27 protein-coding genes and 2 pseudogenes are annotated in these 25375 nt (G+C 63.8%); 15 read left to right on the top strand and 14 right to left on the bottom strand.

Going from position 1 to position 25375, the window contains the following annotated elements:
* The 3 genes and pseudogenes from CHB65_RS08755 to CHB65_RS08765 form a co-directional block, all read right to left on the bottom strand.
* A pseudogene (locus CHB65_RS08755) lies at positions 1–230 on the bottom strand (primary-amine oxidase); the annotation flags it as partial.
* A 58-nt stretch (positions 231–288) separates the two neighbouring features.
* Positions 289–892: pseudogene (locus tag CHB65_RS08760) on the bottom strand (IS6 family transposase).
* Between the two features lie 199 nt (positions 893–1091).
* Positions 1092–1229 (bottom strand): hypothetical protein, encoded by a 138-nt coding sequence (locus CHB65_RS08765; protein ID WP_245809943.1) that lies wholly within the window; start codon positions 1227–1229, stop codon positions 1092–1094.
* Positions 1230–1301: 72 nt separating this feature from the next.
* On the opposite strand from CHB65_RS08765, the gene CHB65_RS08770 reads away from it, so the two are divergent.
* The 7 genes from CHB65_RS08770 to CHB65_RS08800 all read left to right on the top strand — a co-directional run bounded on the left by CHB65_RS08770 (position 1302) and on the right by CHB65_RS08800 (position 10052).
* Positions 1302–3848, top strand: a complete 2547-nt coding sequence (locus CHB65_RS08770) for an efflux RND transporter permease subunit (protein WP_089384691.1) — start codon at positions 1302–1304, stop codon at positions 3846–3848.
* Between the two features lie 181 nt (positions 3849–4029).
* Positions 4030–5637, top strand: coding sequence for an ethylbenzene dehydrogenase-related protein (locus CHB65_RS08775; RefSeq protein WP_218818931.1), 1608 nt, complete (start codon positions 4030–4032; stop codon positions 5635–5637).
* A gap of 180 nt (positions 5638–5817) precedes the next feature.
* Positions 5818–6978 carry a 4Fe-4S ferredoxin N-terminal domain-containing protein gene (locus tag CHB65_RS08780; protein WP_089384692.1) on the top strand — a complete coding sequence of 387 codons (1161 nt, stop codon included), beginning with the start codon at positions 5818–5820 and terminating at the stop codon, positions 6976–6978.
* On the top strand, positions 6978–8285 hold the full coding sequence (nrfD, locus tag CHB65_RS08785) for an NrfD/PsrC family molybdoenzyme membrane anchor subunit (RefSeq protein ID WP_089384693.1): 1308 nt from the start codon (positions 6978–6980) through the stop codon (positions 8283–8285). The genes CHB65_RS08780 and nrfD overlap by 1 nt, the downstream gene beginning before the upstream one ends.
* The gene (locus CHB65_RS08790; RefSeq protein ID WP_089384694.1) at positions 8285–8488 is read left to right on the top strand and encodes a hypothetical protein; all 204 of its coding nucleotides are present in this window, start codon (positions 8285–8287) and stop codon (positions 8486–8488) included. The genes nrfD and CHB65_RS08790 overlap by 1 nt, the downstream gene beginning before the upstream one ends.
* Positions 8489–8527: 39 nt before the next feature.
* The gene (locus CHB65_RS08795; protein ID WP_089384695.1) at positions 8528–8887 is read left to right on the top strand and encodes a hypothetical protein; all 360 of its coding nucleotides are present in this window, start codon (positions 8528–8530) and stop codon (positions 8885–8887) included.
* A 106-nt stretch (positions 8888–8993) separates the two neighbouring features.
* Positions 8994–10052 carry an Mrp/NBP35 family ATP-binding protein gene (locus tag CHB65_RS08800; protein ID WP_089384696.1) on the top strand — a complete coding sequence of 353 codons (1059 nt, stop codon included), beginning with the start codon at positions 8994–8996 and terminating at the stop codon, positions 10050–10052.
* Between the two features lie 284 nt (positions 10053–10336).
* Here the strand turns inward: CHB65_RS08800 and CHB65_RS08805 are convergent, their stop codons facing one another.
* Entirely contained in the window at positions 10337–10924 is a 588-nt protein-coding gene (locus tag CHB65_RS08805) for a DsrE/DsrF/DrsH-like family protein (protein ID WP_089384697.1), read from the bottom strand.
* Positions 10924–11178 carry a sulfurtransferase TusA family protein gene (locus tag CHB65_RS08810; RefSeq protein ID WP_089384823.1) on the bottom strand — a complete coding sequence of 85 codons (255 nt, stop codon included), beginning with the start codon at positions 11176–11178 and terminating at the stop codon, positions 10924–10926. Before CHB65_RS08810 ends, CHB65_RS08805 begins: the two co-directional genes overlap by 1 nt.
* A 223-nt stretch (positions 11179–11401) precedes the next feature.
* Between CHB65_RS08810 and CHB65_RS08815 the strand changes: the two genes are divergently transcribed.
* From CHB65_RS08815 to CHB65_RS08825, 3 genes are read left to right on the top strand one after another with little or no spacing between them, the layout of a single operon-like run.
* Complete coding sequence (locus CHB65_RS08815; protein WP_089384698.1) at positions 11402–12601, top strand: MBL fold metallo-hydrolase; 1200 nt, start codon at positions 11402–11404, stop codon at positions 12599–12601.
* Between the two features lie 21 nt (positions 12602–12622).
* Entirely contained in the window at positions 12623–13186 is a 564-nt protein-coding gene (locus CHB65_RS08820) for a YeeE/YedE family protein (RefSeq protein ID WP_089384699.1), read from the top strand.
* On the top strand, positions 13186–13644 hold the full coding sequence (locus CHB65_RS08825; RefSeq protein ID WP_089384700.1) for a YeeE/YedE family protein: 459 nt from the start codon (positions 13186–13188) through the stop codon (positions 13642–13644). Before CHB65_RS08820 ends, CHB65_RS08825 begins: the two co-directional genes overlap by 1 nt.
* Positions 13645–13691: 47 nt before the next feature.
* Here the strand turns inward: CHB65_RS08825 and CHB65_RS08830 are convergent, their stop codons facing one another.
* Complete coding sequence (locus tag CHB65_RS08830) at positions 13692–14522, bottom strand: universal stress protein (protein WP_089384701.1); 831 nt, start codon at positions 14520–14522, stop codon at positions 13692–13694.
* Between the two features lie 364 nt (positions 14523–14886).
* Between CHB65_RS08830 and CHB65_RS17420 the strand changes: the two genes are divergently transcribed.
* Both CHB65_RS17420 and CHB65_RS08835 read left to right on the top strand, forming a co-directional pair.
* Complete coding sequence (locus CHB65_RS17420) at positions 14887–15033, top strand: DUF7512 family protein (protein WP_179213625.1); 147 nt, start codon at positions 14887–14889, stop codon at positions 15031–15033.
* 3 nt (positions 15034–15036) lie between these two features.
* Entirely contained in the window at positions 15037–16077 is a 1041-nt protein-coding gene (locus tag CHB65_RS08835; RefSeq protein ID WP_089384702.1) for a sulfite exporter TauE/SafE family protein, read from the top strand.
* Positions 16078–16194: 117 nt separating this feature from the next.
* Here CHB65_RS08835 and CHB65_RS08840 read toward each other — a convergent pair whose 3' ends face one another.
* The 4 genes from CHB65_RS08840 to CHB65_RS08855 form a co-directional block, all read right to left on the bottom strand.
* Complete coding sequence (locus CHB65_RS08840) at positions 16195–16836, bottom strand: 30S ribosomal protein S3ae (protein WP_089384703.1); 642 nt, start codon at positions 16834–16836, stop codon at positions 16195–16197.
* Entirely contained in the window at positions 16829–17188 is a 360-nt protein-coding gene (locus CHB65_RS08845) for a KEOPS complex subunit Pcc1 (protein WP_245809944.1), read from the bottom strand. Before CHB65_RS08845 ends, CHB65_RS08840 begins: the two co-directional genes overlap by 8 nt.
* Positions 17188–18366, bottom strand: coding sequence for an exonuclease RecJ (locus CHB65_RS08850; RefSeq protein ID WP_089384704.1), 1179 nt, complete (start codon positions 18364–18366; stop codon positions 17188–17190). Before CHB65_RS08850 ends, CHB65_RS08845 begins: the two co-directional genes overlap by 1 nt.
* A gap of 82 nt (positions 18367–18448) precedes the next feature.
* Complete coding sequence (locus tag CHB65_RS08855) at positions 18449–18916, bottom strand: 30S ribosomal protein S15 (RefSeq protein WP_089384705.1); 468 nt, start codon at positions 18914–18916, stop codon at positions 18449–18451.
* A gap of 672 nt (positions 18917–19588) precedes the next feature.
* On the opposite strand from CHB65_RS08855, the gene CHB65_RS08860 reads away from it, so the two are divergent.
* On the top strand, positions 19589–20080 hold the full coding sequence (locus CHB65_RS08860) for a redoxin domain-containing protein (RefSeq protein ID WP_089384706.1): 492 nt from the start codon (positions 19589–19591) through the stop codon (positions 20078–20080).
* A 70-nt stretch (positions 20081–20150) separates the two neighbouring features.
* On the top strand, positions 20151–20945 hold the full coding sequence (locus CHB65_RS08865) for an SDR family oxidoreductase (protein ID WP_089384707.1): 795 nt from the start codon (positions 20151–20153) through the stop codon (positions 20943–20945).
* Between the two features lie 31 nt (positions 20946–20976).
* On the opposite strand, the gene CHB65_RS08870 is transcribed toward CHB65_RS08865, so the two are convergent.
* The 4 genes from CHB65_RS08870 to CHB65_RS08885 all read right to left on the bottom strand — a co-directional run bounded on the left by CHB65_RS08870 (position 20977) and on the right by CHB65_RS08885 (position 23683).
* Positions 20977–21747, bottom strand: a complete 771-nt coding sequence (locus CHB65_RS08870; RefSeq protein ID WP_089384708.1) for an SDR family NAD(P)-dependent oxidoreductase — start codon at positions 21745–21747, stop codon at positions 20977–20979.
* Positions 21748–21774: 27 nt separating this feature from the next.
* Positions 21775–22164 (bottom strand): cupin domain-containing protein, encoded by a 390-nt coding sequence (locus CHB65_RS08875; protein WP_089384709.1) that lies wholly within the window; start codon positions 22162–22164, stop codon positions 21775–21777.
* Positions 22165–22265: 101 nt separating this feature from the next.
* On the bottom strand, positions 22266–23246 hold the full coding sequence (locus CHB65_RS08880) for an NAD(P)-dependent oxidoreductase (RefSeq protein WP_089384710.1): 981 nt from the start codon (positions 23244–23246) through the stop codon (positions 22266–22268).
* On the bottom strand, positions 23243–23683 hold the full coding sequence (locus tag CHB65_RS08885; RefSeq protein WP_089384711.1) for a universal stress protein: 441 nt from the start codon (positions 23681–23683) through the stop codon (positions 23243–23245). The genes CHB65_RS08880 and CHB65_RS08885 overlap by 4 nt, the downstream gene beginning before the upstream one ends.
* A gap of 211 nt (positions 23684–23894) precedes the next feature.
* Between CHB65_RS08885 and CHB65_RS08890 the strand changes: the two genes are divergently transcribed.
* Positions 23895–25334, top strand: coding sequence for an SLC13 family permease (locus tag CHB65_RS08890; RefSeq protein ID WP_089384712.1), 1440 nt, complete (start codon positions 23895–23897; stop codon positions 25332–25334).
* Positions 25335–25375 lie beyond the last annotated feature (41 nt).

Here is a 25375-nt window from a genome sequence, read left to right on the forward strand (position 1 = left end):
TGATGATTTTTATCCCGAGCGACCACTTTCGCCCGTCGTTCCGGCAGACTCCCATCACTATGGAACGACGAGAGCGCCTCCACGGACGGTTCCGCCAGCGAAATTTCGATGGCCCTCGCGTCGTCGGAAAGAGACCGCTCTTCCTCGACGGTCGTCCACGCTGCTTCGACTTCGCTTTCGGTCAGTGGCGTCAGTGGATGGCGCGCTTCTTCAGGTTGTCCAAACGACATGTGTCATGACACATGATGGCATAGGATTAATCTCTTTCCTCAGCAGTGACGGTAGTGTTCAGCTAAGCTGATTCCATGCGAAGGCGAACGATCTGATCCACTGTTCGGCAGTTTCTGGTTCTGCGTTGCTGAAACAGTTTGAGAACTAGAGTGTTCTGCGTTTTACCTCACGAAAGACATGTTCATTGCTGTTTCGATTTCCGTGACATTCGTCTCTGAAATCGAGGTCGTGCTTGCGGCAACCTCTGTGGAGTGAGTGCGCTCCGTCGATCAATATACTCGCCTCCTCGATCTCGTGTTTGGCGCAAGTTCAGTGAAGAACTGATCGACAATCATGTTGTTTCTCGTCGGTTCAAGACTTGTGTGTGACAGATCGCTTGAGTCGGGATCGACAGCAGCGTACAGCCAGGATTGTTCGTCGTCACGCTGAATCACCGTTTCATCAACAGCAACGTGATTCGGGCTTCGACCAGCCTCCGGCTGTCGATCTGCCTTATGAATCCAGTTATGAACGGTTGGACGACCCCGACCAACACCGAACATTTCAAGTGAAGAGGCAGTATTCGAAAGCATAATTCGGAGGGATGAAGCCGAAGACTGAGCTTCATCAACAGCCGCGGTGTTGCTTCTCGTTCCACAAAATCTACGTTGATCTCATCCAAACAGCCGCTGAGCTAGGCGTTTTCGGGCAGAGATCACTTTGAAAACGCATCGCCTCACCTTTCAATCCTTATCTGAACACCGCCCGTCGGACGAACCCAAGGTATTTGCGTTCGGTCGAGAGTTGAGAGGCGAGTGGTGTCCACGGGAATTCGTGTACGTCAACCTGGTGGGCATTCAGACATTCGATCGCCCATTGAGTCAGCGCGTGTCGAACGAGTTGATACCGTCGCTTGTCGAGTACGTCTCGACCGGATCCCGTTCGTCGAGATCGGAATCGTCGCTCCAGATGGCTGCATCAGTGACGTCACTCGTGAGCGAGCGGATGCGGGTGTCCACTGAACGCGTCGTTTACATACCGCTCGGGAGGATATTCATTGTCGAGGCCGCTCCTCGCGTAACGACCGTAGCATGACATCGCCATCGACCGACGGCCGACCCAACTGGGCAATCGTCCTGTTTGAGCGTCGAAGCCGGCTGTTGGTTGTCGTGTTGCTCCTTGCAACGGTCGCCGTCGGCAGTGGTCTCCTGTTCGGGTCGGGTGGCGGCTTCGAGGTGGCGACGTTCGACGTGAGTTCGCCGGAACACGAGGCCCTCGAAATGACGAGCGACCGATTCGATCGGGACACGCGTCCGGTGTCACAGGTCGTCATCCATTCGGAGTCGACCGATACCGTCTCGAAACCCGTGTTGTTGGAGACGCTCAGAGTTCAACAGGACCTTCGAGCCGATCCGACGATTAACGCGACCCTCACAGAGAATCAGCCCACGGTCGGCCTTGCAAATGCGGTCGCGCTGGCGTCGGACCCACGGATCGCCCTCGGCGGTGAGACCGACATCGAGGGGAAGTATCGGACGTTGGAGGGTCGAAGCGACGAGGAGATCGACGCCGCACTCGGCGTCGCACTCAGGAGTGACGACCTGTCGCCGCCCGACCAGCCGCCGGTCTCCGCGCTGGTTCCACGGGAGTACGAGGCCGGACAGCAGGCGAACGCACAGCTCATCATCGTCGTCCACGACGAGGAGGCCACTGACGCGGAGCTGCTCGAAGCCCAAGAGGCCATCGAGTCGACCGCCGACGAACGATTCGAGCAGTCCGGCGTCGAATCGTTCGTCCTCGGAGAACAGCTCGTGCTTGACCGGAGCGGGAGTGCGACCGGCGAGAGCTTCCTGGTCGTCGGGCCGCTGATCGTGCTCGTCGTGGTCGGGCTGCTGGCGTTGAGCTACCGGGATCCGCTCGACGTCGCGCTCGCGGCCGTGGGTATCGGACTCGTTTTCGTCTGGCTGGTCGGGGCGATGAGCTGGGTGGGGCTCTCGTTCAATCAGCTGCTGATCGCGGTTCCGTGCCTGCTGGTCGGCCTGAGCGTGGATTACTCGCTGCACGTCGTCATGCGCTATCGGGAGCATCGAACACGCCAGCCGGCGTGGCCGGTTGCAACCGCGATGGCCGCCGGAGTCGCTGGCGTGGTGGTCGCCATCGGAGCGACGACGCTGACGACCGCAACCGGGTTTTTGGCCGGCCTCGCCAGCCCGATCGGCCTCTTGCGGGAGTTCGGGGTCGCCGCCGCGATCGGCATCGGCTCGGCGTTCGTCGTCTTCGGGCTGTTGCTTCCGGCCCTCCGTATCGAACTCGATGGACTGGTCGATCGCTCGGACCGTCCGGGCGCCCCATCGACGGTCGGCTCGCTCGACGGTGTCCGTCGGCTACTCGTCGCCTGTGGTTCGATCGGGAGCCGTCGACCGGTGCTGGTCGTCGCGCTCGCCGTTCTGGTGGCGGCCGGCGGCGCGATGGGTGCGACCGCCGTCGAGACGTCGACCGATCGGACGGACTTTTTGCCTGAAGAACAAGCCGGCTGGATGGCGTCGCTGCCGGAGCCGCTGCAGCCGGCGTCGGCGGGACTCCGCGAGCAAACGCTGTTCGTCGAATCCACCTTCGAGTCGCCGTCGGATCGGACCGTCGAGATCCTGATAACTGGCAACGTCACCGCCGGGTCCGTCGATCGGACGCTCAATGCGGCGCACGCACACGCCGAGGACCGGCCCACGACGGCGACATCGGCGGCCGACGGACCGGTCATCGAGAGCCCACTGACGACCGTCGAGCAGATAGCTGCGGGGAACGAGACGGTCGCCACGCTCGCCGCCGAGCGCGGTGTGACGGGTACTGGCGATGACGATCAGGACTTGACGGCACTGTTCGATGCCGTCTACGCCGCCGACGAGGCCGCAGCCAGCGGCACGATCCACCGAACCGCCGGGAGCGACAACGGCGGCGAGTACGACGCGCTTCGGCTGACGGTCGTGATCGAGGAAACGGCCGACGCCGAGGCGATCTACACGGACGCCCGCTCGACGGCGGCGGTGATCGATGACGACCCGAACCTGCAGGCGACGGCGACGGGCGAGCCGGTCGTCGAGGCGGTCGAACAGCGGGCGATCCTCGAGACGGTTCTCACGACGTTTCTGCTCGCACTCGGCGTGATCACGGCCCTCTTGGTGGGCGTGTTCCGGCTCCGCCATCGGTCGTGGTCCCTTGGGCTGGTCGCGATGCTGCCCGTGCTGTTGGCCATTGCGTGGTTGATCGGCACGCTGTGGGTGCTGTCGATCCCGTTCAACGCCGAGACCGCGTTGATCGTCGCCATCGCCATCGGGCTCGGAACCGACTATACGGTCCATCTCACCGATCGGTTCGTGACCGAACGCCGGGCAGGCGGTCGTCGGAACGCCCTCCGATTGACCCTGGTCGAAACCGGCGGGGCGGTCCTCGCCAGCGGAGTGACGACGATGGCCGGCTTCGGGCTGTTGATGCTGACGATCATCCCCTCGTTGCAGCGGTTCGGCTTCGTGACGGCGGTCGTCACGGGCTACGCGCTGATGGCGACGCTGGTCGTGCTTCCGGCCCTGTTGGTGCTCTGGGATCGTCGATTGACGACGTTGGATTCGGAAGGGGTCACTTGACCCCGGCGGCTTCGTAATAGTATAACAGACGGCGACCACGGGACGGACCCGAGGCGGGAGCGGACGCTTCTTTCCTGGAGATACTCGTTCGCCTCGTGGCGGGTCCGCCGCGAAGGCGGTATAAACAACTGTATAGTCCAGACATATTCAAATACCCCTAGGTGTCATACTCTCAACCGGGATGAGTAACAAGGATAAACGCGAGCCGCCACTCGACGACGAGGAGGCGGCAGCGATAGAAGAGGAACTGAACGGGAAGTTCACGATGCCTCGGGGGAGTTCCGAGACGCATCGGCGTCGACTGCTCGGGGCGATCGCCGGCGCTGGGACGGTAGCGGTTGCTGGCTGTCTGGGGCTGTTCGAGGAGCCGGAGCAGCGAGAACCCGAAGAACCCGAAGAACCTGATGACGACGACGTGGATGATGATGACGATGACGATGATGTAGTCGAACGCCCAGATTATACCGCGATCGATACGATGATGCCGGACTGGGTAATGAAGGATCTCGTCATCCCGCTCGATACCCAGATCGCGTACAACGACGAGCAGATCTTTTTCAATTTCACGTGGGAGTGGGACGTGCCAAACGGTTGGTTCCATGACCTATTTGTCTACGAAGATGATGAATGGGTTCGATACGGCGATCCAAATCCTGGAGTCGCCGATCCCGACTACGGAGTCGGTGATATCTTCAACGGCTTCACCGAAGATCGGCTTTCGTTTATGATCGACGACGGGAGCGTTGAAGGGTTCGCAAACTTCGGTGGATGGCTAACCATTCACGAAGGGACGCGGACGTTGCCCGGTGCAGTCGAGGGCGAAGAAGTCGAAGATCACCCACACCACGGCGACATTCTCGAAAACGACGACGTTCGAAAGTACATCCCCCAGTCTCGAAACGGCGAGTGGTGGGAGAACGACTGGGACGACGTCAAAGATCAAGAAGAACTCGACGAGATGCTCGAAAACGGCGAGTTCCTCGATATGCCGATGTTGCGAGCACACCGTGGCGCCCCCGGTGGGTATGGAACGACCCACTGTATTCTGGATCACCGACACGGTGCCATGGACGAACCGTCGACGCGGATCCGAAACAGCCAAGATATCGTCGACGGCAACCCGGAGTTCATGTTTGACCCGGATGTCGTCGAAGGTGGAACACTTGACCTCGATGAAATCTATGAGGGCAACGTTCCACAAACCGACACGCACGCGCTGATCGAAGGCGAAAACATGGTTCCGTTCGACGAGGATGAAGCCGATGTCTATGAGGGTGCGGTGATCCCACGTCGGTACAGCCGCCCGGACGCGGTCGAAGGCCCTGGTGCAATCTGGCAGGTCGATGCGACGTACGAAAACGGCACGTGGACCATGGAGATGTGGCGGGACCTGTCGGTTGGTTTCCTCGGTGAAACGGAGTTCGAACCGGGCGAAGTGTATGATTTCTCGCCGGCGGTCCACGGCGGCGGTGCACAGCGATGGCACTGGGTTGGCTATCCGTACAAACTCGGCCTCGGCGTCGAACCCGAGGATCCTGTCCACGAGGATGCTGGTCTCGTCGCCGAGGAAGTCGACGGGCGACCTGACTGGGACGAGATCGAAACGTACACCATCCCACTGATGTACCCCGGTCAGACTGACTGGACGTGGCTCGTCAGCGGTGAACATCCTCGCGTCGACGAAATTCGTAACGACGAGATCAATATCTGGGAGTACCACGACGAAGACCCCGAGGCGTTCGCCCAGCGGATGATCGACCTCGAAGAAGCGATGGCCCCCCGAAAATAGGCTCTCGACCCACTATCCTGTGCGGTCTTTTATAAACTGGTGAAAACATACACGGCGCTCACACCGGAGATCGCTCGATCTCGGTAGTCGATCTCCGCGGCGCCGTATCCATCAGGGGGTATATAAATAACTGCATTATACGGCGGATCTGCTACGGGGGGTGCGCGATGAATAGTATATATGAACGCATCAGATCCCCCAGACGATATCGACAGCGAGGCCTGGGAGGCGTGGGCGACCGAGGTCGTCGACGGTACCGGCTTCGACGTCGAACTCGGGGTCGGGCTCGCCCGCGACGCCCAGCGCGTCGCCCGAGGCGAGATGACCGAAGCCGAATACCAGGCCAAATACCACGAGGACGTTCTCGACGAGTTCGGCGTCGACGATCGACCCACCGCGCCGGAGCCACAGAAGGCGGACGGCTCGCCGCTGCCCGGGGTTCCCGGCACCGGAAACGGCAAACGGTCACGCCGGTCGATGTTGAAAACCGCCGGCGCGATCGGCCTCGGGACGCTCGGGTTGAGCGCGGCACAGCAATCGACGCGCACGGTCGCCGCCCAGAGCGGCGACGGCGACTCCGAGTCGGACGTCCAGATGGGCATGGCGATCAACACCGACCGCTGTATCGCCTGTCTGCAGTGTATGGACGCCTGTAACGAGGAGAACGGCAACCCGGCGGAGTCGCTGTGGATGGCCGTCCTCCGCTACCAGGAGGACGACTACACCGACAACGAGGAGTTCCTCACCCGTCCCTGTCAGCACTGTTCGGACGCCCCGTGTGAGACGGCCTGTCCGACCAACGCCCGCTACACGCGGGAGGAGGACGGCATCGTCCTGACGGACTACGACCAGTGTACCGGCTGCCGGTACTGTGAGGTCTCCTGTCCGTACGGCGTCAACTACATGGAGTGGGCCGAACCCGGCGGGGGCGACTTCGAGGCCGACCGCGACGTCGACGGCGTCACCGCCGCAGGCAGCGCCCCGCAGGGGACGATGGGCAAGTGTACGTTCTGTGCACACCGCCAGGTCAGCGACGACGAGTCGCTCCAAGGGACGACCGCCTGTGAGGACGTCTGCCCGGTCGATGCGATCCACTTCGGGGATATGAACGACGAGGAGAGCGCCCCGCGGCAGCATCTGGCCAACGACACCGGCGGCCAGCCGACCTACCGGCTGCTCGAGGACAAAGGAACCGAACCGAACATCGTCTACGTCGGCAACGAACCGTCGCGAACGGCGACCCAGACCGACGGTCCGACCGGCGAAAACGAGTTCGACCTCGTCCGCGAACGACACGGACGACGCGAGATCGAGATCGGCAGCCACGAGGATGATGACTGATGTCAACCACTAACAACACCATATTAACGCCCCTGAAGACGCTCAGCGTGAAATTCCTCGCGCTGGTCGTCGTTCTCGGCATCGCCGCGCTGGTCATGCTCGAAGCGATCGTTCACCAGCTGCAACACGGACTGGCCGTGACCGACCTCGCCAGTTGGGGAACCCAGGAGGGCGTGACGTGGGGCATCTACATCGGCACCTTCGAATGGTTCGCCGGAATGGCCGTCGGTGCGCTCGCCGCCGTCGGCTACATTCGGTACAACGAGCTGACGCGCTACGACATCATCGCGCGCATCGGTGAGCTTTGGGCGCTCATCTCGGGATTGTCGGCCGCCTACCTGATCGTCATCGATCTCGGGCGACCCGACCGGGTGCTCAACATCCTGACCGCGTGGTTCGTCACCGTCCAGTACTCGCCGCTGGCGTGGGACGTGACGTTCGTCACCGCGCTGTTGGTGATGACCTCGGCGATGCTGATCCTCTCGCTGCGGCGGGACTTCAGCGAGATGGATCTGAACAAGCTGCCGGTCTACACGGCGCTTCTCGGTGAACTGTTGACCCTAGGCTTCCGGCCTGAAGAGCGTGAAAAGCTCGATTCGATGCTGCGCTGGCTCGGCCTCGCGCTGTTGATCCTCGCGTTCACCGGCGGGATGGTGCCCGGCTGGCTCCTCGGCGTGGTCGGCGCACAGGCGGGCTGGTACGGCGGCATCGCCGGGATCGCGTTCCTTTCAGCCGGACTGATGAGCGGCGTCGCGGTGCTCGCCATCACGGCCGGGGTGCTTCGGTACCTCTACGGGATGGAGGAGGCCCTCCCCGAGGAGGTCTTCGTCGGACTCGGGAAAGCGCTCACCCTGTTCGGCTTCGTCTACCTCGTGGTGCAGTTCAACAACCTCCTCCCGAGCATCTTCCCGATGGCACCGCTGGCCGAATCACGGGTCGGTGAGGCGATGTTGTACGGTCACTTCGCGACCGACTTCTGGCTCGCCATGGGGGCCGTCGCGATCCCGATGCTCATCCTGGCGGTCTTCCGCGAACGGATGCTCGCCGGCGGCGTCGGGCTGGCGGTGGTCAGCGTAGTCATGCTGTGGGGTGTGTGGGTCAAGAGCCAACTGACCGTCATCGAGCCGCTCATGTACTCCTCGGGGCTGCCATATGAGGTGGGCACCTACGTGCCGACGCTCGTCGAGTGGGTGATCACGATCGGGTCGATCCTGGTCGCGATCCTCCTGTTCTCGATAGCGACGAAACTCGTGCCGATGGGCCGACTGCTCGATGACACGGCGTCGACCGAGGAGGTGAGAAACTAATGACAACCACTATCGGGATCCCGATCCTGCTCGGGCTCCTGCTGTTGCCGGTCTACACCGTCCTCGCCGGCTTCCTGTTCGGCGAGCCGCGGGACTTCAGGACCGCCGGGATCGGTCTCGGCGTCATGGCCGCAATGGCGGTGTTCATGATCGGCTCGACGGCGATGATGGGGATCGTCTTCGGCATGATTACCCCGTTTTAACCACCCTCCACCCCCACGCTTTCGGGTCACTCAACACAGATGGATCGAAGCTCATCAGCAACGGAGACGACGCCCGTATCGGCCACCACCGAGCCGTGCGACCGGCAACTGTGTATTGCGCTCGAACGGTACGTTGATGAGATCGTGTCACACGAGGTCGCAACTGCGCAGGCGACGTGGGCCGCACATTCGACGATGACGGACGAGGAGGCGGCCGTCCTCCGCGAGTTGGCGGAAGCGATCGCGGCCGATGTGGTTACCGAACGCGTTCGGATGGCCGTCCGTGAGGAACTCGACGGCCGATCGACCGCGTCCACCGACGAGCGGTGTGAACGGATCGCCACGCTGTTCGATCTCCCGTTGGCCGAACCGTACGGCGACCCACCCTCGTCCGAGTAGGGCAGCCGATCGCGCATCCAATTTTGGGGAGGATGCCAACGCCCGTTTTTTTCAGCGGTCGTGTGGAAACACCACCACTATCATCCTGCCAGCCATCCACTCGTCCATGACTGAGGACCTTCGCGAACGGCTCCGAACGATTCCAGCACCCGATCCATTCACCGACGGAACCGCGGTCGCGGACGATATCGTCGCACAGGGACTGGTCGGCGAGATCACGGTCGAGGGTGAAACCGCGACGATCGAACTCGCGCTTGGCGCGCCGCACTCACCGGCTGAAACCGAACTCGTCGAGCGAATCCGTGAGGCGGTCGACGCCGCTGGCTATGAACCGGCGCTGTCGGTGCGGATCGACGACGACACGCCAGCCTCGGGGGGGCCGATCGTGATCGCCGTTTCCTCCGGAAAGGGCGGCGTCGGCAAGAGTACGATCTCGACGAACCTGGCCGCCGGCATCGCCGATCGTGGGGCGTCCGTCGGCCTGTTCGACGCCGACGTGTTCGGCCCGAACATCCCCCGAATGCTCGGCGTCGCCGACGAGATGGTCCCACCCGGCGGCGAAAACACCATCCTCCCGGTCGACGCCGGCGGCATTCAGGTACTGAGCGTCGGCTTCATGGTCGACGACTCGAACCCGATCACCTGGCGAGGCCCGGTCGTCGATCAGATGTTGAGCGACCTTTGGCACGACGTCGCGTGGGACGGCGTCGAGTATCTCGTGGTCGACCTGCCACCCGGAACCGGGGACGCACAGCTGACGATGCTCCAGCAGATGCCCGTGCTGGGTTCGGTCGTGGTCACGACGCCCCAGGACGTCGCGCTCGACAACGTTCGGAAAGGGATCTCGCAGTTCGAGCCGTACGAAGCCGAGGTGTTCGGCCTCGTCGAGAACATGAGCACGTTCGTCTGTCCAAACTGTGGCGAGGGCCACGCGGTGTTTCCGACGACCGGTGCAGCGGCCCTTGCCGACGAGTTTGACGTGCCGCTTCTGGGTCGCATTCCGCTCGATCCGGCTATCGGCGACCACTGCGAGGCCGGTGAGCCGATCGTCTTCGGGGAGACCGAGACGGCCGAGATCTTTCGTGACTTGGCCGGCGACGTCATGGACGCGGTCGGGAGACGTCGTCGACACGCACACAGTCGAAACAACATCTCTCACGTCTGAAACCAACCACCTGCACTGAGCGGTCCCCTGTGGAACCTATAGAGAACTCTTTCGGCCAATGACTTCCCCGAGAGTAGGTCATATCGTGTCCACCTTCGTGCGCTGTGAATGTGGCGGAACGCATCAGTCCCGTCGTCACCGATCAAACCCACGTTGAGCCTTCCAGTTGAACGAAGATGGACGTACTCGCTGGTTGGTACGGATCGGCCAGAGAGGATGTCTGCTCACAAGACGATATCTGCGTGGTAGTCGAGGTCGGGGAGCCTCACGCGACGCCCGAAGGCTCAGATAAGGAGCTGGATGTCGGCCTCGGCCATCTCCTGGAACGCCGAGGCGGCACCGACGCCGGTCGTGACGCCGTCGTAGAAGTCGTCCTCGTCGTATTCGAGCAGGTCGATGGTCATCTGACAGGCCTGGAGGTCGACGCCGCTCTCGATGGCCGTGTGGATCAGCTCCTCGACGGAGGCGACGTTGTTGTCGGCGATCTTCGAGCGCATCATTCGCGTCGTCATCCGGTCCATGCCGGGGAGCGCGCCGATGAGGTTGGGGACCGGCATGTTGGGGTTGCCGACGGAACTCAGCTTCAGATCCTTCGAGTTCTCCTCGTGGAGTATTTCGAGCCCCCAGAAGGTGTGGAAGACGGTCACCTCGTAGCCGAAGGCGGCGGCCGTACTCGCGAGAATAAGCGGCGGGTACGCCATATCGAGGGTTCCCTTCGTCGCGATGATGACCATCTTGTCGGGGGTGTCGTCGTCGGACACGGCCGCAACGTCGGCTTCGAGCTCTTCGATCCGGGCGCGAAGCTCGGCGAGGTCCTCCGCCGTCGGGGGGGCCACGTCCGTCTCCTCGGACGCTGGCGTATCGGTGCTCATTACTCGGCCTTCCGAACGTAGTGTTTGTAGACGGCTGTGCCGTCCTCGGTCGCCTCCACCTGATCGACGAGCTCCGCGCCGTCCGTCGACTCGGCCCATCCCGCGATGTCGCTCATGCTCCCCGAGTCGGTCGAGACGACCTCCATCGTCTCGCCGTTGGCGAGTTCATCGAAGGCACCTTTCGTCTTGATGACGGGCATCGGGCAGTTCAGTCCTTTCACGTCCAGCGTCTCGTCCGCAGTTTCCGTGCTCATGATGATCCAGCCTTTGTTGTGGCTGACACACAATACTAGTACAAAGAATATAAATCTGGTGGTGGATCCGTCGGCGGCGATATCCAGAATATAAGAAACGTCTTGGGCGGTGTGTGCGTATGTCTGGGTCTGGAGCCTCGAGCGCGACTTGGGAAAGAGTATTGCGTAAAAGTGGAAATACTAACCGAAGTTTTATGTCCGTTGGTCCGGTATGGTACCGTACATGAATCCCGAAGAACTTGACTTTCCGACCCCGGAGTCGGACGTCGAGTCCGTGACCGCCGAGAGTCTGAAAGCACGCATCGACGCCGGAGAGGACGTGGTCATTCTCGATAGCCGCATGGCGAACGACTACGAAGAGTGGCGGATCGGCGGCGAGAACGTCACCACGATCAACGTGCCCTACTTCGAGTTCCTCGATGAGGAGATCGACGACGACGTGCTCGCGAAGATCCCGGCCGACGAACACGTCACCGTCTTGTGTGCGAAAGGCGGCGCGAGCGAATACGTCGCCGGCGCGCTCGCGGACCGTGGGTACGACGTCGACCACCTCGATGAGGGGATGAACGGCTGGGCCTCCATCTACGAGGCCCACGAGGTGACCGGCTACGACGGCGCGGGGACGCTCCTGCAGTACCAGCGCCCCTCCAGCGGTTGTCTCGGCTATCTCCTCGTTTCCGGGGACGAGGCCGCGGTGATCGACCCGCTTCGGGCGTTCACGGACCGATATCTCGCCGACGCCGATGACCTCGGCGTGGCGCTCCGATACGCGTTCGACACGCACGTCCACGCGGACCACATCTCCGGGCTCCGGGAGCTGGCCGCCGAGGACGTCGAGGCCGTGTTGCCATCGGCCGCCGCCGACCGCGGCGTCACCTACACCGACGAGGTGACGCTCACCGAGGACGGCGAGGAGTTCGCCGTCGGCGACGCGACGATCGAGGTCGTCTTCACCCCCGGGCACACGACCGGGATGACCTCGTACCTCCTCGATGGAAGCCTCCTCGCCACCGGCGACGGGCTCTTCATCGAAAGCGTCGCCCGTCCCGACTTGGAGGAGGGCGATGACGGGGCACCCGATGCGGCGCGGACGTTACACGAATCGTTACAGACTCGCGTCCTCAGCTTGGACCCGGACGTGCTCATCGGCGGTGCCCACTTCAGCGACGCCGCGGAGCCGGCGGCCGACGGCACCTACACGGCTCCGATCGGCGAGCTCCGCGAGCGAATGGACGCCCTCTCGATGGACGAGGAGGCGTTCGTCGAGACCGTCCTCGCGGACATGCCGCCACGACCGGCGAACTACGAGGAGATCATCGCGACGAACCTCGGCGTGAACGACGTCGATGACGACGAGGCGTTCACGCTCGAACTCGGCCCGAACAACTGTGCGGCCAGTCAGAATGCGCTCACCAGCGACTGATCGCCACGTTGAGGGCGAACCATGATCGCCGAACTCCTCGGGGCCGGTACGGCCGAGGCGTTCTTTCCCAACGGGATCGCCCGCTACGCGGTCGGTGGGGTCCTCGTCGGGCTGGCGACCGCGATCATCTACCTCGGCACCGGCATCCATGCGGGCGCGAGCACGTTCCTCGAATCGACGCTCTCGTACGTCTCGGACCGGAGTCGGTTCCAGCAGGCCCGGTTCGTCACCTCGCGTGACTGGCGGGTGGTGTTCACCCTCGGCATCATCGGCGGCGCGGCGATCTACGCCGTGACCTTCCAGTCGGGCCTCCTGCAGAGTGGCCTCTATACGCCCGGCACGACCGGCGAGCTTCGCGAGGTCGGCGGGGTCACCGTCTGGTTGACCGACGTACAGCCGTGGCGGCTCTTCCTCGGCGGCGTCCTCGTCGGGATCGGGACGCGGATCGGGAAGGGGTGTACCTCCGGGCACGGGATCTGCGGCGTCGGCTCCGTCTCGCGGACGTCGCTCGTCGGGGTGGTCACCTTCCTGATCGTCGCCATCGTGACGGCGAACCTCGTCGCGGCGATGGGGGTGAGTCCCTGATGGCCGACCGTCATCCGCTGTTCATCCCGCTCGTGCTGTTCGGTGGACTCGTCTTCGGGTTCGGGCTGGGCTTCAGCCATATGGCCCGGCCCGAGGTCGTGTTGAACTTCCTCACGTTCGACGACCTCGGGCTGTTGTTCGTCATGTTTGGGGGCTCTATCGTGGCCGGGCTCGCGTTCTTCCTCGCGCCCCGGTTGCGATCCGGGGCGCCGCTCACCGGCCGACCGTACGGTCGCCGGTTGAAGTCCTTCGATCGAAACGTGCTCATCGGCGGATCGGTCTTCGGCGTCGGCTGGGGGCTATCGGGCATCTGTCCGGGCGCCGCCTACGCGAGCCTCGGGGTCGGGAACGTGACGATCCTGTGGGCCATCGCCGGGATGTTCCTCGGCGCGTACGCGCAGGGTGCCCTCAGGAGCATCCGGGCGGATTCGAGCACGGCGGCTCCGGCCGACGACTGATCGGGTTCGTTCGACGCGGCGTCCGGGCGCCGCTCTCTTTTTATATGCTACGACGGCGGGACGATCATCACGTTGCCGGCTGCCCGTGCGACGATGTCCTCCGAGACGCTTCCGATGAGCAGCCGTCGAAGCCGACTTCGCCCTCGCGATCCGACGAGCGTCGTCGTCGGGTCGACCGCCTCCTCGACCGCGAGTATCTCCGCCGCCGGGTCACCCTGCCGGACCTCGATCCGCGTCTCGATGTCCCAGTCGGCGAGCTGTGCGGCGAGCGTCTCCAGTTGATCCGACGGGTCGTCACCGTCGCCGGGATCCTTCGGCGTCTCGACATGGACGAGCGTTACCTCCTTCGTCGCGTGCCGGAGGTACGAGAACGACTCGAACGCGCGGTCGGCGTTCTCGGAGAAGTCCGTCGCGTACAACATCCGCCTGAAGAGCTGTGTTTTCACCACCGACGGTTCGTCCGTCCCACGCTCGATCCGGTTGACGATCAACGGGGTCTCCGTCGTCCGGGCGAGGTTACGGGCCGTCGAGCCGATGATCCGGTTTTCGAGCGGGCTCTTCCCCCGGGAGCCGACGATCGTGAGGCTTGCCCCGAGCGTCTCCGCAAGCCCGCGGATCCGCCGGTGGGGCGTGCCGCGGACGACGTGGACCTCGCTGTCGAAGCCGGCCTCGGCGATCACCCGCTCGTAGCTGCGGATCGCCCGCCGACGGCGTTTCTCGAAGTCGATTCCGGGCATTCCACGGTGGACGTTCGCGGGGATGACCGTCACGAGGTGGATCTCCTCGACACCGATGCGGCCGAGACAGGCCAGGCAGGTCTCGTTGTGGATCGTCGCCTCGCTGGCCGCCGAGAGGTCGGTGGCGAGTACCGCTTTCATACCTGCTATACTCCCTACACCCATAATATTGTTTTGATCGATCAATATAGCTCCGTTCCGAAGTAATACGGATCGATCGAGACGATCGGTTGGACCCGTGAGTCGTTCCCGGGGAGCCGGTCGCGAGCGGCGATCGGATCGAAACGCGCGCGGTAACATCTCCGTGAGAACAGATCGGCGCGTGATGGATGCCGAGCCGATATTCCCATAACGTATGGGAATATTTCCGTTCGTTCCCTATCGGATACGTATCAATAGTATTGTAGAATATTCCCACAAGCGTTATTTGTTCACCCGCACTAAAGGGTACTGAAGAACAACGCATGTCATCCATCTATTCCCACGACACGTGGAGGGTCGCCGCATGATCGAATCAGCGATGGAGCCCGGGATCCTGCAGGGCCTCGTCTTCGTCGGCGCGATCCTCGCCATCGCGGTCGTGTTGTACGTCGGGTATGCGGTGCTCGAACGGGTGGCGGAGCCGATCATCTCGTTCCTCACGGACGCATAACCGATGGAGCTTCTGGGATTGAGCATCGGCCTGGTCGCCCTCTTCGTCAGCTTCGGCTTCACCGTCGGCGTCCTGTTCGGCTTCTTCGGCATGGGCGGGTCGTTTCTCATCACGCCGACGCTCCTTGTCCTCGGCTACCCGGCCTCGGTCGCGATCGGCAGCGGGCTGGCGTTCTACTTCGGGACCTCCGTCATCGCCGTGTTGAAACACTACGACGTGGGCGAGGTGGACTACCGACTCGGCGCGATCCTCTTCGTCGTCCTCTCGATCGGGATCGAGATCGGCAGTCGGCTCATCTTCGGGTTGGAGGCGCTGGGGGTCGCCGACCTCGTGACCGGCGTCGCCTACGTGCTCCTCCTCGGCGGTATCGGCGCGCTCTTCCTGCAGCGCGCTCGGTCGCTCTCGGATGATGATGAGGGGAGCGAAGGCGACGATGCCGCGGACGACGCGGGCGGCGTCAGCGACGAGGAGATCCCGCCCATCGCCCGGCGGATCCAGTCCTATCGGGTCCCGCCCATGATCGCCCTCTCCTCTGGTGGCCGCGCCTCGCTCTGGACGATCGGCGGCGCGGGCGGTACCGTCGGCGTGATATCGGGGCTCATCGGCGTCGGCGGCGGGTTCATCAGGATGCCGACGATCTACTACGTCATCGGGACGCCGCTTACCGCGGCCGTCGGGACCAGCCTCTTCGCCGGGCTCTTCGCGGGCGCATACGGGACGTTCGCGTACGGTACCGCCGGATCGGTCAACCTCACCGTCGTCGGGCTCCTCCTGCTCGGAAGCGCGCTCGGCGCGCGACTCGGCTCCGCGGCGACCACGAGCGTCGACGAGAACGACGTGATCGTCTACTTCGGGCTGATGATGGTGCTCGCGAGCGTCGGCATCGCGCTCCGCGAGCTCGCCACCTGGCTCGGCACCGACGCGCTCGACCTCCTCAGCGTGTTCCTGCTCGTCGGCTCCTCGTTCGTCCTCGGACTGCTCATCCTTTATAAAGCGGCCGAAGCGGCACGGACCTCACCCCGTCCGGAGCCGGTCCCCGAATGAAGCCGGCCGCTCGGCGGTTTCGTCGGCGGGTCACTGACTTCGCGGTCGCGTCGGCGCGCGTATAAAAGGTCGGGTGCGGGCGTTCCCGGTCGGCGATCGTCGACTCCGCCAGCGACGTTACTCGTCGATGGCGACGTCGGAGGCGTCCACGTCGACGGCGGCCTCCTCCTCGGCGGCGACCTCCGCGGGACGCGCCTCGAGGGTCAGCTTCTGCACCTCCACGCGACGCAGCGGATAGATGGTCTTCGCCTCGCCGTAGACGGCCGACGAGAGGTTCCCGTCGACGACGACGTCGACGAACGACTCGAAGGTTCGGTCCTCGGCGGCGGCGTGTACCTTGTCGATCATGACGCGGCGGATCGCCTTCTCCTGGGAGCGGTCGGCCTTCTTCGTCGTCAACGCGACGGGCTGGACGCGAACCCGATAGTCGTCGGTCGTCAACACCGTGATCGACGCCTCGACCTTCGAGGCACCGCGGCGGCCGAGCGAGCGCAGGTAGTCGCGGGTCAGCTCGTACTTGATGAACTCCGTGTAGGCCGTGTCGCTTCCCACGTCCGTGATCTTGAACGTGAGCTTCGTGTTGTTCGCGCCGGCGTCGCCGGTGAGCTCGCCGAGCGTGGTCGTGATCGTTCGGCCGATCACCTGCTCGGGCTCCTCGGCGAGCGTTTCGCCGAGCGCCGCGCGGTCGAACTGTTCGGGTGCCAGTACGTCGTACCAGCGTTTCTGTCCTCTACTCTTCGATACTGATCGTTCACTCATTGTTGGTTGATGTCTTGGTGGTCGATGATGCCCCGTCGGCGTCATCGCTCGTCCGCTGATCCGTGGCGGATCGACCGTCCGTCGATCCGCCCGTTCTGTGCGTCCGTGCCCGTATTCCGACCCGATCTGCGACCTGCAGGTTCACCACGTAATCGTCCGTCGTGGACCGGAGTCCCCCCGTCGTCGGCCGCTCGATCGTACAGACGATCGCGTCGCCATCGACGTGCAGGTTCATCGAGTCGGTGTTGTCGGGGGCGAGTGCCTCCGCGACGAGCGTCACATCGGTATGGGTCGTTCGAACGGTCGCGGACCGTCCGCCGGATCGTGTCCGCCCGTCGCCATCAGGGTTCATTACACCGACCCCCGGAGCGCCGCGAGCGCCCCTGAGACGGTCGCGTCGGGTGCGGCCGTCTCGATCTCGATCCCCCCACGCGTCGGCAACCCCCAGCCGGTTCCGCCGACCTCCGCGGCGGCGGCTCGACAGGCGTCACCCACGCCGAGCGGCTCCGTGGCCTCGACCGCGAGGCGGCCACCCGTCTCGTCGACGGCGACCACGACGGGTTCCGGCGACTGAAACGCGCAGGCGAGTCGGGCGACCGTCGGCAGGACGGCGCCAGTCGCGTCGACACGGACGACGAAACAGCCGTCGTACCGGGCCGTCGTCGCCGCATCGAGCGCGCGATGTGCCGCCATTCCGTGTGCCTGCCACGCATCGAGCGCGGCGGACCACGTCGGATCGCCGGCCCCCTCGGCGAGCAGCAGCGCGATCCCCGTACCGGGCGCTTCGCGCGCCAGGAGATCGAGTACGTCCGCGAGGCCGCCGACCGTCGCGGCGGGTCGACCGTCCGTGATGGCGTACGGCCCCAGCGCATGCGCCACCGCCTCCGGCGCGTTCGGACTCGCCTCGGGTGCCGCCGCGACGTCGATCGCGACGAGCGAAGCCAGTCGGCGGTGTGCATCGGCGTCGAGTTCGGTTGGTAGATCGAGGGCGACGAGCGTCGCCCGCGTCGCCTCGAGGTCGCCGGACCACGAGGCGCGGAGCAGCGTCGAGGCCGCGAGCCCCTGTGGCAGATCGGCGGTCGGCACCGCGACGCCGGGCCGGCGTTCGATGAGCCCCTCCTCGACGGCGGCTTCGAGCACGTCGGCGGAGCCATCCACGCCGGGTACGGAGCCCGCGGCGACGACGCCCGCGAGCGTCACTACCGGGTCCGGATCGTTTCCGAGCGCACGGGCGATCGCATGCGCGGACACGCTGGCCGGCTGGCCGGCCCCCGAGACGGTGTACGCTCCACCGGCCGCCGGGGTCCCGACGCTCACGCCGACGTCATCGCCCGTCGTTTCGGGCGTCGGATCGGCGGAGACGCGGGCCTGAAACGGCACGCCTCGCTCGCGAAGGGCGCGGGCGAGCAGCCCCGTCGCGGCGAGCGCGTCGCCGTCATTCGTCGCGACGAGCCGAACGAACGGCGCGTCGAGGAGGACGGCGGCGAGCGCGTCGGGGGCGGGCGTATCGACGGTCGTGGTCTCTGTCACGGGTGGTCTCGGTGTGGTCGGGTGGTCTCGGTGTGGTCGGGTGGTCTCGGTGTGGTCGGGTGGTCTCGGTGTGGTCGGGTCGTTACTTCTCGAGCAGTTCGGCGGCGTCCTCGTGTTTGTAGGCGAACTCCTCATCGAGGACGTCGCCGCGGTAGTAGTTCACCAGGCGCCGGATCTTCGACTCCGTGTTCTGGAGCGCCCGCTTGTTCTGGTAGTCCTGGCCGTTGCTCTCCATGTGCTCGCGCAGCCGAACCGCGCGGGCCATGAGGTTTCGGAGGTCCTCCGGGAGTTCGGGCTCGGCGTCGTGCTCGGCGAGGATCTCGGTGACCTTCTTGTCGGTCGCCAGCTTCACGTCAGGGACGGGAACGCCCTTGACGCCCTCATCACGAAGTTTGAGGCCGATGACGCTCGGGTCGTGACCCTGTTCCGCCAGTTCGACGACGCGGGACTCGATGTCCTCGGCGTCGACGTCGCTCCACTCCGGGGTTTCGTCCGTCGCCGGCTTGTCCGAACCGGACGAGCCGCGACGGCGCGTGTGCATTCGTGCCATTGGTCTGATTGGAACGGCACAACTACGACGTGACCGTGACTCCGCGCGGCGCGGCTGGCGGGGCGACTCGCCGATGCGAGCGACCCCGACGGTGGCGGCCGACCGCCCGATCGAATGGGTATCCAAACGGGCGAATGCGGCGGCCTGCCGCACGCCGGAGACGGCGGTGCACTGCTACATTCCCAAGCCGTGGGCGAATAGGCCCCGGCGCGTCGGATCTATAGCTGTGCTGTTCCCAAGATATGGGTCGCCGTCGGCACTCTTAAGCGTGTTCTTGTGCGCCCGATGCCGAGCCGATCCGGAGCGAAGTTCGAAATCCAAGCCGTTCCCGATCGGTCTCGTCCAGCGGTATCCAAGCAGTGTGTTCCGGCCTGAGTTGTCTTCACCAGCCGCATTCATTTTAATAACAAAACAGAAAGTATATAATTTATATTATACTGTGGCTTTTGTGCGCGATTGAGGTCGGTATCCAGCGTCCCCGTTGCCCAATGTATGCCTCGTGATATGTGTGGGCGGGGCCGCGGCTGGCTCCATCATCAAGTCATGAGAGAACAGATGAGCGGGCGGCTAGCAGCGTTCGACGTACTTCGGTGGATCTCTTTGATCCGGCGTTTCCGGATTCGGTGCGGATTGTCGATGCGATTTTTGCGTATCGAGGACCAATAGCGATCGATGGTCACACCTGGAGACCCGGCGCCGGCGTTTACGGTTCCGATGGCGGGTGGCGACGGATATGATGACGTTTCCGAACGCTCGCTCTCGGAGTTGCTCTCGGATGGACCGATCGTCCTGGCGTTCGTCCCCGGCGCGTTCACGAGCGGCTGTACCGACGAGCTGCAGACGATCGACGCCTCGATGGATCGGTTTCGACGGCGGAACTGTCGGGTATTCGGGGTGAGTGTCGATCTCCCATTTGCACAGAACATTTGGATGGAGCGAGCCGGGTTCGATATTCCGTTGCTCTCGGACTGGAACCACGAACTCATCCACGCGTATGACGTGGTGTATCCCGATATGTACGGCTCCATCGAGTCGGCCGAACGGAGCGTGTTCGTCATCGATCGGGATGGAATCGTCAGGTATCGGTGGATGCGTGGGGATGAAAACCCGGATTTCGACGTCTTCGTAGAGGACCTTATCGCGGAGATTGACGCCCTCGACTAGCCGGATCGTCGCCGCCTCGTTGTCCTTCCGCGAACGGAACGATTAATTTGAAAAACTGTGAGAGAATGATATGGACCTTCAACTGAAGGACTCGGCGGTCTTCGTGTCGGCTGCAAGCAAAGGGCTCGGGTTCGGGACGGCGCTCGAATTCGCCCGTGAGGGCGCGAACGTCACCATCGCCTCCCGCTCCGCGGAGAACCTCGCTGCCGCACGCGAACGGATCACAGAGGAGACCGGCCGAGACGACGCCGTCCACGCCGTCGAAGTCGACCTCGAAGATCGCGACTCGATCGAGTCCGGGATCGCCGAGGCGATCGAGACCTTTGGCGGGCTGGACGTGCTCGTGACGAACCACGGTGGCCCGGAGAACGCGACGTTCGAGGAGACCACTCTCGACGAGCTCGACGGCGGTTACAACGACGTGCTTCGGAGCACGGCGATCCAGTGTAAGGCCGCGCTCCCGGCGCTTCGCGAGGGTGGCGGGGCGATTACCCATCTCGTCGCCGCGTCGGCCGCCGAACCGAAATCCCCCGGGACGCTGGGGAACGTCTTCCGTCCGGGGATCTACGGCCTCTCGAAGACGCTCGCGAACGAGGAGGGCGAACGAGGGGTTCGATCGAACTGTGTCGCACCCCGTGGCGTGCTCTCGGACCGGATCGAAGAGAAGATCCAAGCACGCGCGGAACGTGAGGGGATCAGCGAACAGCGGGTCCGTGAACTGCGCGTCGAAGAGCTTCCCCTCCCGCAAATGGGCACGCTTGATGAGTTCGGTAAGGCGGTGGCGTTCGTCTCCTCGCCGGCCGCCTCCTACATCACGGGCGCCGTCATCCCGCTCGATGGCGGCTGGACCCGCCGCATTATGTAGCGCGGCTCCGTCTTCGCGTTATTCTTCCGATTCAGTCGATCGGGATCACGTTCGCCGTCGGATAGGTGCCGCCGTTGACGTGGATGACCTGTCCCGTGAGGAACGACGACGAGTCGGACGCCAGAAAACAGCAGGCGTCGGCGATCTCCTCGGGCTCCCCGAGGCGTCCGAGCGGCGTCGCCTCGATCACCGACCGTTCGATCCGATCCCACTCGTCGGTCCGTGTGCGTTCGACGTCGATCAGTCCGGGCGAGATGGCATTCACCCGTATTCCGTCCGATCCGAACTCGGTCGCCAGCTGTCGCACCTGCCCTTCGATCCCAAATTTGGTCCCGTAGGAGTGTGCGTGTCCGGGCTTTCCGAGATAGACCATCGTGCCGATCAGGTTCACCACGGACCCGCCGCCCGCCCGCTGCATGTCGGGTATCACGGCTTGGGTCGTGAGCAGAAAGCCGCGGACGTTCACGTCGGTCACCCGATCGATGTCCGCCGGTTCCAGATCCTCGAACGGCTTCGTCGGTCGGATCGTCGCGTTGTTTACGAGGATATCGAACGGTCCGAGCGTCTCCCGAAGCTCCTCAACCATGCGGCGTATCGCGTCCGGGTCGCCGAGGTCCGCGAGCGCGACGGCGGCGCTCGACCCGGTCTCACGGACCAACCGGGCCGTCTCCTTACAGCCCTCCTCGTTCGACCGAGCGGTGATCCCCACGTCCGCCCCGGCTTCGGCCAGTCGGACGGCGGTCGCCCGACCGATGTTGCGACTCGATCCGGTCACGAGGGCCGTCCGTCCGGTCAGATCCATACGGCATCACCCCCTGTGGTGTTCGGATTATACATGGAACTCGGTCTGGTAGTCCGTCGCATCGAGTTTGTCCTCACGAACGGGCCAGATCGCGAGCAGGCGACAGGGCTCGTCCGAGACGGCGCGGCTCGCGTGCTCGATCTCCGGTGGAATGGTGAACGCGTTGTACGGCTCCAGTGAGACCCGCTCCCCGTCGACGATGAAGTCGATCGTCCCTTCCAGGACGATATTCGTCTGTTCGTACGGATGCCTGTGCGGCGGTTTGTCCTCCCGTTCCGGTCCGATGGTCGACAGCCCGACCATCCGATCGACCCCTCTGAACACCGTCTGCTCGAAGCCCGGTTCCGTGGAGGCCACCGGTGTTTCCCGGAGATCGTACACCGTGGGTATCGCATCTGCCACGTAATCACGTGCCATGCGAATTTGTCGGAACAGATCCTGATAAGTGGTGAGGTCGGGCTGGGTCTTGCCGCAACGTCGTCCACGTCGCCGACCGCGTCACCGGTCAGTTGGCGGCATCACCGATCAGTCGGCGGCGTCGGCGCGAGAAACCGGTCCGGCGGAACCTCACCGTCGAGAAACCGGGCCGTACAGTCGACAAGTGTGTGAATGATCGCGGCGCGTGCCCGGATCGACGACGCCGCGATATGCGGTGTCGTCACCACGTTCTCGAACCCGTGCAACGGGGAGTCGGGGGGAAGCGGTTCCGTTTCAAAGACGTCGAGTCCGGCCCCGGCCAGCCGTCCCTCACGCAGGGCATCGACCAGCGAATCGGTATCGACGATCGGGCCGCGGGCGGTGTTGACGAGGACGGCGTCGTCCCGCATCGTCGCGAACGCGTCCGCATCGATCATCCCACGCGTCTCTGCGGTGTGTTCCGCGGTGACGACGACGGCCTCCGGCTCCGACAGCGTCGTTTCGAGGTCGGTCAACTCTGCGCCCGTTATCTGGGTGTCGATGTCGTGGACGTACGGATCGTACGCGTACACGTCCACGTTGAATCCGTCCAGGAGGCCCGCGAGGCGGGACCCGACGTTTCCGAACCCGACGATCCCGACCGACGTACCTGCGACGGGCGTCGCGTTCGGTACCTCATCTCGCCACTTGCCCGCCTCCAGCGCCCGCTGGCCGACGAGGACGTTACGCTTGACGCACAAAAGCAGCGTGAGCGCATGCTCGGCCACGGAACGCGCGTTCATCCCCGGGGTGTACACGACGGTCACGTCCTGTTCGGCCGCGGCCGTGAGATCTATGGTGTCGAGGCCGGTGCCGATCTTCGCGACCAGCCGGAGCGACTCAACGGCCTCCAACACTTCGCGGTTGACCGGAAGCCGTGACGTCGTGTAGAGGATCTCCTTCCCTTCGAGCGCCGCGATGAGCGCCTCCTCCGTCGGCTCGACGCCGACCTCGAGATCGAGGAGACCTTCAACCCCCTGTTCAAGGACTGCACGCGGCTTGACGTCTTGGTCGACGAGTGCGGTCGGGCGGTCACCGCTCACGCGTCGTCACCGTCACGCATCGTGGTGACGACCGGACGCTCCGTGCCCAAGAGCACGTCCTGGGTCACGCTTCCGAACAGCGCCTTCCCGACCACCGAGCGCCGGCGGCCGCCGACACAGATGTAGCGGGCCTCCACACGGTCCGCATAATCGATGATCTCGTCGGCCGGATCCCCGACGAGCCCCTTCGCCTCGTAGGCCTCCGCCGTTTCCGCAGCGACTTTCTCCGCCTCCTCGCGTGCGCGCTCGCGAATTTCGTCCATCGGGACCGTCTTTCCGGAACGGTCGACGCTCGATTGCTCGATCTCCCGGAATTCGGACTGGCTGATCACGTGGACCACGTGGAGCGGCTCGTCGAAGGCTTCCGCGAGCGCGATGCCCTGTTTCACCGCTTTACTGTCCCGTTCGTCTCGATCGACCGCTGCGACGATGGTCATTGTGGCTGCGTATGTGCGCCGTCACGGTTTATACCTTTCACCGGCGTCGCGTCGACACGTTTCTCCCCTGTCCGACGCTCGGAACGGATGCGTATCCACTCCTCACCGGGGTACCGCGTGCCGGTGGCTGGAGACGAGTTCCACCAAGCGGTGTCCGGGCATTGCTGCTTGTTCCCGTGATGTTTTATTGTCGTCAGGAGAACGGGGAGCAATGGGTATTTCGACCGATCGTATCGATGGGCTCCAATGGGTGCTCTCGGTGAAGTGGATCGGTATCTGGGCTTCTACTGCAGTGTTGATCGCTGGGATCGTTTCGTCTCCTGTCGGCGGACTCGAACGGGAGATGCAGTTGGTCCTCGCCGTGTTCGGCTTCACGCTCATCCTGTGGCTCACCGAAAGCGTTCCCTACACGGTGTCGAGTACGGCGGCGATCGTGTTGCTGTACGCGCTCGATCTCGTGGACACGTTCGGGGAGGCCGCCGGTGGCTTCGCATCCGAACTCGTGTTCTTTCTGTTCTTATTGTTGCTTCTGGGTGGGGCGATCTCGAAGGTCGGACTCGCCGAGATCGCCGCGGGTCGGATGCTCTCGACGCGTAGCACGCCGCGATCGACCGTCAAATCGCTCGGCGCGCATCTCATGGCGTTGTCGCTTCTCATGCCCTCGGCGGTCGCGCGGGCGGTGACGTTCATCCCGATCGTAAACGAAATGACCGACGCCTACGGGCTCGACCGTGACGGCCCGTTCCGGAACGCCTCGTTTCTGGTTCTCGGCCACGTGAACCCGATCGGATCGATGATGCTGATGACCGGCGGCGGCATGGCGATCATCACCTCACAGCTGATCAACGATTCGGTGCGGACGGTGACGTGGGTCGAGTGGGCGATCTACATGATCCCGCCGATGGTTCTGCTCTTTTGGGCGTCGACGCTGGCGACGCTGGTGCTGTATCCGATCGATGGGGAACGGACCGTCGATTCCGAGGATCTCAGCGATGGAATGGCGGCCGCCATCACGGAGGATCGGGAGCCGCTCACACGTAATCAGACCGTCGTGGGTCTCGTGATGCTCGGCGCGGTAGTTGCATGGATTATCGGTTCGTTCATCGGGGTTCCGACCATCGTTCCGGCCGTCGCCGCGGTCGCCGTGCTGGCGCTTCCGGGCGTCGCCGTCGTCGATCGGGAACTCGTTGCCGACGTCAGCTGGGGGATCCTCTTTCTCATCGGGGCGATGTTCTCCATCCTGGAGGTGATGGAGGAAACCGGCACACTCGAGTTGGTGGTCGATAGCCTCATTACGCTCATCCCTTTCGATGCAATGAGTACACTGTTTGTCGTGGGGACGCTGCTCGGACTGGCGGTCTTTATCCGGGTGTGGTTCTCGACGGCGTCAGCGGCGATCGTGGTGACGCTTCCGATCATCATGGAGTTCGGTGCCGTCCTCGGCGTCAATCAGGTGTATCTCGCGCTGTCGGTGCTCATCGTCGTCGGTTCCACGACGTTTTTTCCGTTCAACACCACATCGGTGCTCCTATCGTTTGATAAGGGGCCACTGGAGTTACGGGAGGTGTTCGGCTTTGGGGCCGTGATGATGCTGCTCGGAGCCGTTACCGTCGTGCTGTCGTGGCATCTATACTGGCCGCTCGTCGTGTGACCGTCTTCTTGGGATGTGGACCCTATTTGATCGTATGATAA

Origin of the sequence: Halorubrum vacuolatum, assembly GCF_900188065.1 — an archaeon.
In the GTDB taxonomy this organism is placed as follows: domain Archaea; phylum Halobacteriota; class Halobacteria; order Halobacteriales; family Haloferacaceae; genus Halorubrum; species Halorubrum vacuolatum.